13 protein-coding genes are annotated in these 12981 nt (G+C 74.2%); 5 read left to right on the top strand and 8 right to left on the bottom strand.

Annotated elements, in window-relative coordinates; all coding sequences use genetic code 11:
* Positions 1–1080 (top strand): GMC oxidoreductase (locus ABD358_RS24655; protein ID WP_344633336.1); only part of this gene is annotated, 1080 nt, incomplete at its 5' end.
* 296 nt (positions 1081–1376) lie between these two features.
* Here the strand turns inward: ABD358_RS24655 and ABD358_RS24660 are convergent.
* Positions 1377–1655, bottom strand: a complete 279-nt coding sequence (locus ABD358_RS24660; RefSeq protein WP_344633337.1) for a chorismate mutase — start codon at positions 1653–1655, stop codon at positions 1377–1379.
* A gap of 316 nt (positions 1656–1971) precedes the next feature.
* On the opposite strand from ABD358_RS24660, the gene guaA reads away from it, so the two are divergent.
* Together guaA and ABD358_RS24670 are read left to right on the top strand one after the other, a co-directional pair.
* Positions 1972–3576 (top strand): glutamine-hydrolyzing GMP synthase, encoded by a 1605-nt coding sequence (guaA, locus tag ABD358_RS24665; RefSeq protein WP_344633338.1) that lies wholly within the window; start codon positions 1972–1974, stop codon positions 3574–3576.
* Between the two features lie 126 nt (positions 3577–3702).
* On the top strand, positions 3703–4302 hold the full coding sequence (locus ABD358_RS24670) for a Uma2 family endonuclease (protein ID WP_344633339.1): 600 nt from the start codon (positions 3703–3705) through the stop codon (positions 4300–4302).
* 15 nt (positions 4303–4317) lie between these two features.
* Here ABD358_RS24670 and ABD358_RS24675 read toward each other — a convergent pair whose 3' ends face one another.
* Both ABD358_RS24675 and ABD358_RS24680 read right to left on the bottom strand, forming a co-directional pair.
* A complete protein-coding gene (locus tag ABD358_RS24675; protein WP_344633340.1) occupies positions 4318–4821 on the bottom strand; it encodes a hypothetical protein in 504 nt (167 codons plus the stop codon).
* A 108-nt stretch (positions 4822–4929) separates the two neighbouring features.
* Positions 4930–5982 (bottom strand): RNA polymerase subunit sigma-70, encoded by a 1053-nt coding sequence (locus ABD358_RS24680; protein ID WP_344633341.1) that lies wholly within the window; start codon positions 5980–5982, stop codon positions 4930–4932.
* Between the two features lie 156 nt (positions 5983–6138).
* Between ABD358_RS24680 and ABD358_RS24685 the strand changes: the two genes are divergently transcribed.
* Positions 6139–6747, top strand: coding sequence for a Uma2 family endonuclease (locus ABD358_RS24685; RefSeq protein ID WP_344633342.1), 609 nt, complete (start codon positions 6139–6141; stop codon positions 6745–6747).
* A gap of 61 nt (positions 6748–6808) precedes the next feature.
* Here the strand turns inward: ABD358_RS24685 and ABD358_RS24690 are convergent, their stop codons facing one another.
* From ABD358_RS24690 to ABD358_RS24700, 3 genes are all read right to left on the bottom strand, one after another.
* On the bottom strand, positions 6809–7843 hold the full coding sequence (locus tag ABD358_RS24690) for a zinc-binding alcohol dehydrogenase family protein (RefSeq protein WP_344633343.1): 1035 nt from the start codon (positions 7841–7843) through the stop codon (positions 6809–6811).
* Positions 7844–7962: 119 nt separating this feature from the next.
* Entirely contained in the window at positions 7963–8637 is a 675-nt protein-coding gene (locus ABD358_RS24695; RefSeq protein ID WP_344633344.1) for a LuxR C-terminal-related transcriptional regulator, read from the bottom strand.
* Positions 8634–9890 carry an ATP-binding protein gene (locus tag ABD358_RS24700; RefSeq protein ID WP_344633345.1) on the bottom strand — a complete coding sequence of 419 codons (1257 nt, stop codon included), beginning with the start codon at positions 9888–9890 and terminating at the stop codon, positions 8634–8636. Before ABD358_RS24700 ends, ABD358_RS24695 begins: the two co-directional genes overlap by 4 nt.
* Before the next feature lie 131 nt (positions 9891–10021).
* Between ABD358_RS24700 and ABD358_RS24705 the strand changes: the two genes are divergently transcribed.
* On the top strand, positions 10022–11386 hold the full coding sequence (locus ABD358_RS24705) for a PspC domain-containing protein (RefSeq protein ID WP_344633346.1): 1365 nt from the start codon (positions 10022–10024) through the stop codon (positions 11384–11386).
* Positions 11387–11474: 88 nt separating this feature from the next.
* Here ABD358_RS24705 and ABD358_RS24710 read toward each other — a convergent pair whose 3' ends face one another.
* Positions 11475–12212, bottom strand: coding sequence for a hypothetical protein (locus ABD358_RS24710; protein WP_344633347.1), 738 nt, complete (start codon positions 12210–12212; stop codon positions 11475–11477).
* Positions 12212–12736, bottom strand: a complete 525-nt coding sequence (locus tag ABD358_RS24715) for a SigE family RNA polymerase sigma factor (protein ID WP_344633401.1) — start codon at positions 12734–12736, stop codon at positions 12212–12214. The genes ABD358_RS24710 and ABD358_RS24715 overlap by 1 nt, the downstream gene beginning before the upstream one ends.
* Positions 12737–12981 lie beyond the last annotated feature (245 nt).

Consider the following 12981-nt stretch of genomic DNA (forward strand, 5'->3'; position numbering starts at 1 on the left):
AGGCGGACGGTGCTGCGCTGCGGGCAGGTCGTCCTCGCCGCCGGCACCTACGGCACCCAGACCCTGCTGCACCGGATGCGCGACGAGGGCGTCCTGCCGCGGATCTCCTCCCGGCTGGGCGAGCTGACCCGCACCAACTCCGAGGCCCTCGTCGGATCGATGACCACCCGGCGCCGCTACCGGAAGAAGTACGGGCCTGACGCCGAGCTGGACTTCACCAAGGGCGTCGCCATCACCTCCTCCGTCCACCCGAACGAGAACACCCACATCGAGCCGGTGCGGTACGGCAAGGGCTCCAACGCGATGGGCGTGCTCTCCGTCCTCCAGGTGCCGCACGGCGGACGCGCCCCCAGGCTGCTGGCCTTCGCCGCGCAGTGCCTGCGCCACCCGGTCCTGGCCCTGCGGACGCTCTCCAACCACCGCTGGTCGGAGCGGACGATCATCGGCCTGGTGATGCAGTCGCTGGACAACTCGCTGACCACCTACCGCAAGCCCAGGGGTCCGGGGAAGGGCCTGCTGACGGCCCGGCAGGGACACGGCGCCCCCAACCCCGACCACATCCCCGAGGGCGCCGAGGCCGCGCGGCTCGTCGCCGAGGAGATCAACGGCTTCCCGGGCACGAACGTCGGCGAGCTGATGGGCACCCCGCTGACCGCGCACTTCCTGGGCGGCTGCCCGATCGGCGCGTCCGCCGAGGAGGGCGTCATCGACCCCTACCACCGGCTCTACGGGCACCCCGGCATCTCGGTGGTGGACGGCTCGGCGGTCTCCGCCAACCTGGGCGTCAACCCGTCCCTGACCATCACCGCCCAGGCCGAGCGGGCGATGTCCCTGTGGCCCAACAAGGGCGAGGCCGACCCCCGCCCCGAACAGGGCGCCGGGTACGTGCGCGTGCCCGCCGTACCGCCCCGGAACCCGGTGGTCCCCGAGGACGCGTTCGCCGCGCTGAGGCTGCCGCTGCTGCCGGTCCCGGCCGTGCCGCCGAAGAACGCGGAGCGGCGTGGGACGGACGAGCCGGACGGGACGGGTGCGCAGACGAGTGCGGGGACGGGCGCGGAGGCCGAACCGGCGGGAGCCTGAGCCGGGGACGCGCGGGGTGTACGGGACGGAGCCGCGGAGCGGTCGGTCCACGGCGTCCCGAGGACCGACCGCTGTCGTGACCGGGCTGCTGTCCCCTGCCGTCCGGTCACCGCACCGGAGCGAGGTCCCACAACGTCCGGTCCTCACCTCCCGAGGGAGGACGGCGTCTCATCGCTCCGGTGCCCCCACCGCCGCCGGGCGCCCGGGTGGCTCTGGGGTCGTCCGGTCCAACGAAGGGGGCTCCGGGGCGGTAACGCGCCGTACGGGTGATGACCGAGCGTGACGGCCGGCAGGGGTCAGACGCGTCCGCGGCACAGCTCCAGCAGCGTCATGGCCAGGGAGGTGCCGGGCCTGCCCAGCCCCTCGCGGTAGCGGGTGAGGATCTCCATCTCGCGCGAGAGGTTCACCCGGCGTCCGCCCGCCTCGATCCGCGTCCGCTGGACGCGGGCGGAGACCTCCATGCGCTCCCGCACCAGGGCGATGATCCGGCGGTCCAGGTCGTCGATCCGCTCGCGGTCCCGTCCGATCCGCTCCTCGGGCGCGGCGTCCGTGCCGGTCGTGGTCGGAGTGGCCATGTCGTACGTCCCTTCTGGGAGTCGGGCCCGCCGGCCGGCAGCGTCCGGGAACGCGACAGGCGCCCCGGGCCTTGCCGGCCCGGGGCGCCTGGGAAGTCGCTTGTCGTCAGTCGTTCACGCAGCGGAACCCATGGCGGCCGGCCGGGCCGGTGCCATAGGTAAACCAGAACTGGGTCCGCGCGAACATGCGGCCCAGTATGCCCCCGCGGTCCCGGGACGGACCACCCGGACCGGATGGTGAGACGGCCGTTCGGGTGCACGCCCCCGGTAGACTGGATTTTCCCAGCCAGATCCACGCCGAAAGGCAGCCAGCCCCGTGGCATCAGAGCCCACCGCCGAGCCCACCGCAGCCCCCGAGGCCCCGGACACCGTCCTGGTCGTGGACTTCGGCGCGCAGTACGCCCAGCTCATCGCCCGCCGCGTCCGCGAGGCCCGGGTCTACAGCGAGGTCGTGCCGTCCACCATGCCGGTGGACGAGATGCTCGCGAAGAACCCGAAAGCGATCATCCTCTCCGGCGGCCCCTCGTCCGTGTACGCCGAGGGAGCGCCCGGCATCGACCGCGCGCTGTTCGAGGCCGGCGTGCCCGTCTTCGGCATGTGCTACGGCTTCCAGCTCATGGCCCAGACGCTCGGCGGGACCGTGGACAACACCGGCCGCCGCGAGTACGGCGGCACGCCGCTGACCGTCACCAGGCCCGGTTCCACCCTCTTCGAGGGCACCCCCGCCGAGCAGTCCGTGTGGATGTCCCACGGCGACGCCTGCTCGGCGGCCCCCGAGGGCTTCACCGTCACCGCCTCCACCGACGGGGTGCCGGTCGCGGCGTTCGAGGACGACGAGCGCAAGCTCTACGGCGTGCAGTACCACCCCGAGGTGGCCCACACCACCTACGGCCAGCAGATCCTGGAGCACTTCCTCTACCGGGGCGCCGGTCTGAAGCCGACCTGGACCGCCGCCAACGTGGTCGAGGAGCAGGTCGCCGCCATCCGCGCCCAGATCGGAACCAAGCGCGCCATCTGCGGCCTGTCGGGCGGCGTGGACTCCGCGGTGGCCGCCGCCCTCGTCCAGAAGGCCATCGGCGACCGCCTGACCTGCGTCTACGTGGACCACGGGCTGATGCGCAAGGGCGAGTCCGAGCAGGTCGAGAAGGACTTCGTGGCCTCCACCGGCGTCCGGCTCAAGGTCGTGGACGCCGAGAAGCGCTTCCTGGACGCGCTGGCCGGGGTCTCCGACCCCGAGGAGAAGCGGAAGATCATCGGCCGGGAGTTCATCCGCGTCTTCGAGCAGGCCGCGAGTGAGATCGTCGCCGAGGCCGGCCGGGGCGACGACGCCGTGGAGTTCCTGGTGCAGGGCACCCTCTACCCGGACGTGGTGGAGTCCGGGGGCGGCACCGGCACCGCCAACATCAAGTCCCACCACAACGTCGGCGGCCTTCCCGAGGACCTGACGTTCAAGCTGGTCGAGCCGCTGCGCAAGCTGTTCAAGGACGAGGTCCGCATGGTCGGCCAGGAACTGGGCCTGCCGGAGGAGATCGTCCACCGCCAGCCCTTCCCCGGCCCGGGCCTGGGCATCCGGATCGTCGGCGAGGTCACCAAGGAGCGGCTGGACCTGCTCCGCGAGGCCGACGCCATCGCCCGTGAGGAGCTGACCGCGGCCGGCCTGGACCGCGACATCTGGCAGTGCCCGGTGGTGCTGCTCGCCGACGTCCGCAGCGTCGGCGTCCAGGGCGACGGCCGCACCTACGGCCACCCGATCGTGCTGCGGCCCGTCTCGTCCGAGGACGCGATGACCGCCGACTGGTCGCGCCTGCCGTACGACGTCCTGGCCCGCATCTCGACCCGCATCACCAACGAGGTGCCCGAGGTCAACCGCGTGGTGCTGGACGTCACCAGCAAGCCGCCGGGGACCATCGAGTGGGAGTGACCGCCTGACCCGGCCCTCCCCATCGGTCAACGCCCGTGCCACCGCTCACCCCTGTGAGCGGTGGCACGGGCGTTTCCGCTCGCCGCTCCGGGCGTACGGCCGAGAATCCCGCCCGCGGGAGGAACCATGACCGCCGAGCCGCCGCCCAGTGCGTCCACCGGCCGGTGGCCGGCCCCGCCACAGGACGGCTACACCGTGGACGACTTCTTCAGCCTGCCGGACCTCCCGCCGCACACCGGACTGGTCGACGGGAGCCTGGTCTTCGCGAGCCCGCAGCGGGATTTCCACTCGACGGTCGTCGACCTGCTGGTCAACGGCCTGCGGACGGCCGTGCTCGAGCACTGCCGGGTGCGCCGGGAGACGGCCGTGGTGCCCACCGACCGCACCGCGCCCGAACCGGACCTGTGCGTGCTGCGGGCCGAGGCCGTGCGGAGCCGCCGGCAGGCGCGCTACGAGGCCGGGGACGTGGTGCTCGCGGTCGAGGTGGTCTCCCCGGATTCGGAGGAGGGGGACCGCGACACCAAGCCCCACGAGTACGCACGGGCCGGCATCCAGCATTTTTGGCGCGTCGAGATGACCGGGGAGGACGACCTGCCCGTCGTCCACGTCCACGAGCTGGACTCCGCGACCAGGAGTTGCGTGGTCACGGGCATCCGCCACGACCGGCTGAAGCTCACCGTCCCCTTCGATGTCGGCATCGACCTCACCGCCGTCGACCGGATGTGAGGGCCGCCGCGCGGGTCACCCGATCCGGGTCATGACCGAGTCGTAGCCCCCGCCGCCCGGGTAGACCCACGCGCCGGACAGGGTGTCGCCGGCCGCGTCGAAGGTGCCCCGGAAGTACGCGGGCGAGCCCTTCTCGCCGGCCCAGATGGTCAGGGTGTCGCCGTCGAGTTCGTAGACGTAGTCGAAGGTGTTGCCCCGGCTGTCGTAGAAGCGGGAGCGGATGTCCTCGCCCGGCCGCTCGGCGCCGAAGGGCTTCTCCCGGCCGATCACCTCGAAACCGGTGACGCGCTGCCCGTACTGCTCCAGCTCGACGTCCTGGACCAGGAAGAAGCCGCCCTCCATCCACCGGTAGGCGACGGTGCCCTCCGCGCCGCCGGTCACCCGCCAGGTGCCGACCAGCCGGTCCAGCGCCCTGACCCGCTCGTCGGGGCGCGGGGCCTGCGTGGGACCGGTGTCCTGGGTGCTCCCGGTGCTCCCCGTGTTTCCGGTGTTCTCGGTGTTTCCGGTGTTCTCCGCCATGCCCGTTCCCTTTCCGGTCTTCTGTCACCGTTCGCCGGTATTGCCGCGGTGTCGCTCGTATGACGGGCGGCGCCGGAGAAAGGAATCGGCCACCTCGTGTGGCGTGCGTCACATGAGAGCGTCTCCGGGGGGCAGGGTGAGACGCAGTCCGGCGGCGGGCAGCGTCTCCGGGCCGAACGTGGTGATCTCGGCGATCAGGCCGCCCACGACGCACAGGACGTCGATGTTGACCGCGGTGTACACCTCCTCGCCGGGGCGGCGGACGTAGTTGGCCACCGCGGGCTGCCGGTTCGCCGCGAACGGGACGGAGTGCCACTCGCCCCAGGCCCGGTCGCCCTCCAGGACGGGCCGCCACATGTCGAGGATCGCCGCCCGGCCGTCGAACACCAGGCGGTCGGGCGGCATGGTCTGCCGGGCGTCCTCGCGCAGCAGCGCGGCCAGCTCCGACAGGTCCGCCCGCCGGGAGGCGTCGACGTACCGCCGGAGCAGGGCGCGCTCCTCCTCGCCGGGGCCGGTGGCGGCCCGCCACTCCGCGCGCCGCTCGGGCAGCTTCTCCCGCAGCGTCGCACGGGCCCGCTGGAGCGCGCTCTTCACCGAGGCCACGCTCATCTCCAGCGCCCCGGACGTCTCCCGCGCGGACCAGCCGGCGACGTCCCGCAGGATCAGCACCGCCCGCTGCCGCGGCGGAAGATGCTGGATCGCGGCGAGGAAGGCCAGCTCGACGGTCTCCCGGGCGATCGCCGCCGCCTCCGGTTCGCCGTCGGCCGGTGCCGCCAGGTCCAGCAGCGCGTCCGGGCAGGGCTGCAGCCAGGGGACCTCGGCCGGAGCGGAGTCCGCCGAGCCCCCGGAGGAGTCCACCGCCACCGCGATCTCCCGCCTGCGGGCCGGACGGTCCAGGGCGTCCAGGCAGGCGTGGGTGGCGATTCCGTACAGCCAGGCGCGGAACGAGGACCGGCCGGCGAATCCCTCCCGTCCGCGCCACGCGCGCAGCAGGGTCTCCTGCACCAGGTCCTCGGCGTCGGTGAAGGAACCGAGCATCCGGTAGCAGTGCACCCGCAGTTCGTGCCGGCAGGCGTCGGCGAGTCCGGCGAACACCGCCTCGTCCCCGGCCCGGACCGCCTCCGCGACGCGCTCCTCCACCGAACCCCCCGTACCGCCCATCCCGCCCATCCCACCCCTCCCGAACGACGCACACGGCGCGCGGAGCACGACGGTAGTACGCCACCCCGTCAATTCCCTTGCTGTTGTTCGCCCGTGAGGGTGGCGGAACGGACATTTCCGGTGAGCCGTCCGATGGAACGTGATCACGATGGCGACATGGACGATCTGGACAGCGTGAACGGCATCGACGACGAACCGTTCCCCGAGTGGCTGCGGCCCCCGTACCGCGGCTTCACGGTCGACGACCTCTTCCGCCTGCCCGAACTCCCGTCCCACACCCAGCTCATCGACGGCGGCCTCGTCTTCCGCGCCCGGCAGAGCATCCACCACTCACGGGTCAACACACTCCTGGAGGACGGACTCCGCCGCACCTGCCCCGCGCACCTGCGGGTGCGGCGGGAGACGATCGTCGTGCTCGGGCCCGGCCAGGCGCCCGAACCGGACGTGTTCGTGGTCCGCGCGGAGGCCGCGGGCGGCCTGGACACGGACCGCTGCGCGGCCCGGAACGTCGTCCTGGTCGCCGAGACGGTCTCCCCCGACTCGGCGATCCGCGACCGCGAGCGCAAACCGCAGCTCTACGCCCGGGCGGGCATCCCGCACTTCTGGCTGGTGGAGGAGGGAACGCGCCACCGCCCGGTCGTCCACGTCCACGAACTCGACCCGGACACCGGCGCGTACGTGGAGACGGGCGTCCACCGCGACCGGCTGACGCTCACGGCCCCGTTCGCCGTCGACATCGACCTCACCGCCGTCGACCGGATGTAGGGCGGCGCGGGCGGGCACCGCCTGGGTGCCCCTCCCGCGCCGCTCCCGCGCCGCCCCGGTGTCACTCCGCCGCGACGGCGATCTTGCCGATCATGCCGAAACCCTCCACCGCCCGGTGCGCCTCGCGCAGGTTCTCCGGGGTGATCGGGGCGAGCCGCCGGGTGAGCGTGGACTTCAGCGTGCCCGCGTCGAACAGCCGGGCCACCTCGTCGAGCAGTTCGCGCTGGGCGGTGCTCTCCGGGGCGAACAGCGGCCGGGTGAACATCAGCTCCCAGTGCCAGGTCTGGCTCCTGGCCTTCAGCGGCAGGGTGTCCAGGCCCTCCGGCTCGTCGATCGCCACGACCTGTCCGTGGACGGCCATCAGCTCGGCGTACGTCTCCACCATCCCCGCGGAGAACGGCGAGAAGACGTAGTCCACGCCGCGCGGGACCAGCGCGCGCACCTCCTCGCGCAGCCGGCGGCGGTCCACCACGTGGTGGGCGCCCATCGACCGCGCCCACTCGGCGGACTCCGTCCGGCCCGCCGCGGCGATCACCGTGACCCCGGTGAGCTGCCGGGCGAGCTGGACCACCATGGAGCCGACACCGCCCGCGGCGGCCATCACCAGCAGGGTGCCGGTGCTCTCCCGGGTCAGACGCAGCTTCTCGAAGAGGGTCTCCCAGGCCGTGATGGTGGTGAGGGGGACGGCCGCAGCCTGGGCGAAGTCCAGGCTCACGGGCTTGTGCCCGGTGATCCGCTCGTCGACCAGGTGGTGGCGGGCGTTGGCGCCGGGGCGGGCGATGGAACCCGCGTAGTAGACCTCGTCGCCGGGGGAGAAGGCGGTCACCTCCGGGCCGGCGGCCACCACCACCCCGGCGGCGTCGAAGCCCAGCACTTTGGGCGCCTCGGAGGCGTCGAAGGAGGAGCGGACCTTGAAGTCCACCGGGTTGACGGAGACGGCGCGGACCTCGACGAGCAGGTCGTGGGGGCCGGGCGCGCCGAGATCGAGGTCGATCTCGGCGAAGGACGTCTCCGCGTCCACGGGACCGGGGGCCAGGGCGGCGACGGCACGGGTGGTGGTGGGCGCCGCGGTGGGCGCCGTGGTGTTCTCGCTCATACCCGAACGCTAGGCCGACCGCCCCGGCCGCCCGCAACGGCGACGGGTACCCGAAGGAGACCGCGCAGGTCACAGGCGCGCGCCCGGTACTCCGAACGGGAAGGCGGGACGGCAGCGCATCACACCAGGCGGCGCGCGGTGGCCCAGCGGGTGAGCTCGTGGCGGTTGGAGAGCTGGAGCTTGCGCAGCACCGCCGAGACGTGGCTCTCGACCGTCTTCACCGAGATGAACAGCTGCTTGGCGATCTCCTTGTACGCGTAGCCGCGGGCGATCAGGCGCAGCACCTCGCGCTCGCGCTGGGTGAGGCGGTCCAGGTCCTCGTCCACCGGCGGGGCGTCGGTGGAGGCGAAGGCGTCCAGGACGAAGCCCGCCAGGCGGGGGGAGAACACCGCGTCGCCCTCGGCCACGCGGAAGACCGCGTCGATCAGGTCGGCGCCGGTGATCGTCTTGGTGACGTAGCCGCGGGCGCCGCCGCGGATGACGCCGATGACGTCCTCGGCCGCGTCCGAGACGGACAGGGCCAGGAAGCGCACCGGACGCTCGGGATCGGACATCAGCGCGGCGCTGCGCCGCAGCACCTCCACCCCGCCGCCGCCGGGCAGGTGGACGTCCAGCAGGACGACGTCGGGCCGGGTGGCCGCGATGACGGAGACCGCCTGGTCCACGTCGGCGGCCTCGCCGACGACCTCCACCCCCGTCTCCGCGGTGTTCCCGATCTCCGCCTGGACACCCGTGCGGAACATCCGGTGGTCGTCGACCAGGACCACCCGGGCCCGGCGCTGTTCCTCGCTCATGCTTCCGCCCTCTCCGTCTCCAGCTCCACCACCGTGCCGCCGCCCGGCGCCGTGCGCAGGACGGCCGTGCCGCCGTTGCGGCGCATCCGGCCGATGATGGACTCCCGCACGCCCATCCGGTCGGCGGGCACCGAGTCCAGGTCGAAACCGGGGCCGTGGTCCCGTACGGAGACGAACACCGTACGGCCCTCGACCTCGGCGAAGACCTGCACCGGACCGCCGTCGCCACCGTACTTGGCGGCGTTGACCATCGCCTCCCTGGCCGCCTGGAGCTGCGCCCCCAGCCTCTCGTCCAGCGGGCAGTCGCCGACGCAGACCACCTCCACGGGCACCCCGTGGTGGTCCTCCACCTCGGCCGCCGTCCTCCGCACGGCCTCGGCGAGGGTGTCCGGCTCGTCCCCCTCGTCCCTGCCGGTGCCGGTCGGCCGGTAGAGCCAGGCCCGCAGCTCGCGCTCCTGGGCGCGGGCGAGGCGGGCCACCTCGCGGGGGTTGTCGGCGTTGCGCTGGATCAGGGTGAGGGTGTGGAGGACGGAGTCGTGGACGTGCGCGGCCACCTCGGCGCGCTCCTGCGCGCGGATGCGCATCAGCCGCTCCTCCGACAGGTCCTGCACCAGGCGGACCAGGTACGGGCCGGCCAGCAGCGCGATGCCGACCAGGACCGCCAGCGACGCCTGGAGGACCGTGCCCAGATGCGGCCCCAGGCCCTGGGTGACGGCGAACCCGGTGATCCCCAGGCAGACCAGCAGCGCCCCGGCCGCGCCGCGCGCGATGGGCAGCAGCCGCCTGCGCCGGCTGATCTCCGCCCAGCGGGCGCGGCGGGAGTTGTCCGCCTGCCGCCAGACGACGGCGACGCCGACACCGGCGACGAGCAGGGGCCACACATAGGGGTTGGCCGCGCCGAACTGGAGGTTGACGCCCAGGACCACGGCCGCGACGCACAGGGCCAGCAGGGGCATGACCTGGCCCTTGTCGGGCCTGCGGACGTGCCGCCTCCCGTCGGGGCCCGTCCTGGGGACGGCCTCGACCCCGCCCGTGCCCAGCGGCACCACGAACCAGAAGGCGGCGTACAGCAGGATGCCCAGGCCGTTGATCATGAACAGGGCGATGAAGACGATCCGCACCCAGGACACCGGCAATCCCAGGTGTCCGGCGAGCCCCCGCGCGACCCCGCCGAGCAGCCGTCCCTCGGCGCTGCGGTAGAGCCTCCGCAGCGGCGGGGACTCGACGGCAGGAGGAGGGGCGGCGGCGGTCATGCTCCGATCGTCACACGGACGCGCGGCCCGGAACATCAGGGGCGGTCCCTGATCCGCCCCCGAGAACTCAGGGACACCTCCGGGTCGCCCCCCGATGCCCGCCGGGCCACCGGGACGTCACCATGGAGCCCATGAAAGACGCCCAGCCGCCCGGCGGCGAGTCCGCGCCGGAGCCGGAGGCCGGACGGCGGCTCGTCCGCAGCCGCCGGAACAAGGCCGTCGCCGGGGTGTGCGGCGGCCTGGGCCGCCACTGCGACCTCGACCCGGTGATCTTCCGGGTGCCGCTGGCCGTGCTGTCGGTCGTCGGCGGATTCGGCCTGTTCCTCTACGGCTTCGCCTGGCTGCTCCTCCCGCTGGAGGGCGAGGACGAGAACGAGGCGCGGCGGCTGCTGTCGGGCCGGGTGGAGGGCACCGGGCTGAGCGCCGTGCTGTGCGCGCTCGTCGGCTGCGGGCTCTTCCTGGTCTCGCTGGGGCGCGGCGACGACGGCACGCAGACGTTCTCCCTGGTGCTCACCGGGGCCCTGGCCGGCACCGCGCACTGGTCGCGGCAGCGGAGCCGGGCGACGGCCGAGGAGGCCGGGGGCAGGCCGGTGGACCCGGTGACGGCCCAGGTCGTCGCCGAGGCGCCCCCCGAGACGAAGGCCCCGCCGGCCCCGTCCGGGCCGTCGTGGTGGCGCGGCCCGCTCACCAAGGACGGGCAGGACGGAACGCCGTACGACACCGGCTACCTGTGGGGGCCGGAGGACGCCCCGTCCGTCCCGGCGGACCCGGGGCCGCACCCGGGAGCCCGTCCGGCGGACGCCCCGGCTCCGGAACCGTCCGCCGCGCGGCGCGGGCGGGCGTCCGCCGGCGGCCCGGTCCTCCTCCTCGCGGTGGTCGCCGCCGCGGCCGGCGCGGCCGCGGCCTGGCCGTCGCAGCCGCTGGGACCGGCCCTGGCCGTCGGCCTCGGCTGCGCGCTGGGCGTCCTCGGACTGGGCACGGCCGCCGGCGCCCTCCGCGGACGGGTGGGCGGCGGCACGGTCGCCGCGATCGTGTGCACGGGCGTGCTGCTGGCCGGCGCCCTGGCGCTGCCCAGGGACATCACCACCGACTGGACCGAGGCGCACTGGCGCCCGGCGGCGGCCGACCGGATCGGCGAGCGGTACACCCTGGGTAGCGGGTCGGCCACGCTCGACCTGTCCGCGGTGGAGTTCGGGGAGGGGAGCACCGTCCGCACGGCCGTCGAGGTGGGCGCCGGCGAGGCGGTGGTCGTGGTGCCCGGCGACGTCGAGGTCGAGGTGACCGTCGAGGTGGGGGCCGGCGGCTACCGGCTGCACGAGCGTCCGGGCGGAGGCGCCGGCACGGGGCAGGAGGGCGGATTCGGGCTGAGCGGCCGGCGGACCCTGCCCCCGGCCGGCGGGGGCGCGTCCGACGGCACGCTGGAGTTGCGCCTGCGCGTCGGCGTGGGGCAGGCCGTGGTCGTGCGGCACCCGCGGGACCGGGAGGAGGCGCGGTGAGGCGCCGCGCCTTCCGGCCGGCCCGCCTGCCGCCGTGCCCGGCGCAGGCGGCCGGAGGCGCCGGCCCGCCGCTGGGGCGGCCCGGGGATCACCCGGCCGGGCTCCGGAAGGAGCCGCGGAGCGTGTGCTCGCCGTCCGGCGCCGTGCCGGTCGCGGTGTAGGTGTCGCGCCCGGTGTCGCGGGTGCCGGCCGCGTGGTCGTACTGGACGGCGAAGACGTGCTCCCCGGGCGGAAGGGTCCGCCCCTCCTTCAGCGTCCAGCGGTAGACCAGCGAGCCGTCCTCCTCGCGCGTGGTGACGGTGAAGTGGGAGGCGGGCAGGGTCCTCCAGTGCCCGGTGCTCCGCACGCCGCCGGTCTGGGCGATCCGCACCTCCAGCTCGAACGCGGTGAGGGTCGCGCGGGTGCCGAGGGCGATGTTGCTCTGCGCCCAGTAGTCGTGGCTGTGGGGGTCGACGGAGCCCCGGGCCCACAGCGGACCGTTCTCGACGCGCTCCCCGCCGGTGGACGGCCCGCCGCCCGGCGGCGACGCGCCCGCGGTCGGACCGGGGTCCGGGGGGAGCGGCGCGGTGGCCACCTCGTCGGCCGTCCCGTCGTCGGGCCCCAGGGAGGTGACGGCGTGGGCGCCGCCGAGGAGCAGCGCGGTCGAGGCGAGCGCGGCCAGGGCGGTCCGGGGCCAGGACCAGGACGGGCCGGACGTCCGCCGGCGGGCGCGGCCCCCCTCCGCTCCGGTGGCCATGCCGTGCCGCACGCGCGCGTACATGCGCGCGCTGTCCGGCCGGTGGGCCTCGGCGGCCTCCCGCAGCAGGCCGTGCAGGCGGTCGTCCATCAGCGCCTCCTCCCCGTCAGTTCGCCGGCGGTCCGTGTGCCCAGCATCCGGCGCAGCTCCGCCACGCCCTTGGAGGTCTGGCTCTTGACCGTACCCACCGATACGCCCAGGGTGCGCGCGGTGTCCTTCTCGGACAGGTCGAAGGCGTAGCGCAGCACGACGCAGGCGCGCTTGCGGAAGGGCAGGCGGGCCAGGGCCGTCCGGACGTCCATGACGGCCGCGACGTCCGGGTCGTGGACCCGCTCGGAGCGGTGGAGCCGGAACAGGTCGAGGCGGCGTCTCTCGCGCACCGCGCTGCGGATGCGGGAGCGGGCCATGTTGGCGACGACGCCGCGGGCGTAGGCGACCGGATGGTCGGCGCCGCGGACCCGGTCCCAGCGGTGCCAGATCTCCACCAGCGCGTCGGCGGCCAGGTCGTCGGCGGCGTCCGTCTCCCCGGTCAGCAGGTGCGCCAGACGCGCGAGTTCGGCGTGGTGGCGCTCGAAGAACTCGTGGAACTCGGCGGACGCGTCGTCCAGGACCATGGCGAGCCTCCGTGTGATGTGCTCGTCCCCGCCGTGGGGCGATGGCATGGTAACCGCTTGCGCAACTTTGTTGCGTAAGTGGTGCGGGAGTTGTTCCGGGGGAATGCGCGCGGGAGCGCTCCCGCGGGACCGCGGGACCGCCGGGAGGCGGACGCGGAAAAAAAATTCCGGACCGGCGGCAACCTTTCGCGCGCGGGCGGCGACCAAGGGGCGCAAGTACAACCCCACGAAAGACGAGACCCTTT

This window comes from Streptomyces glaucosporus (assembly GCF_039533345.1).
Lineage (GTDB): Bacteria > Actinomycetota > Actinomycetes > Streptomycetales > Streptomycetaceae > Streptomyces > Streptomyces glaucosporus.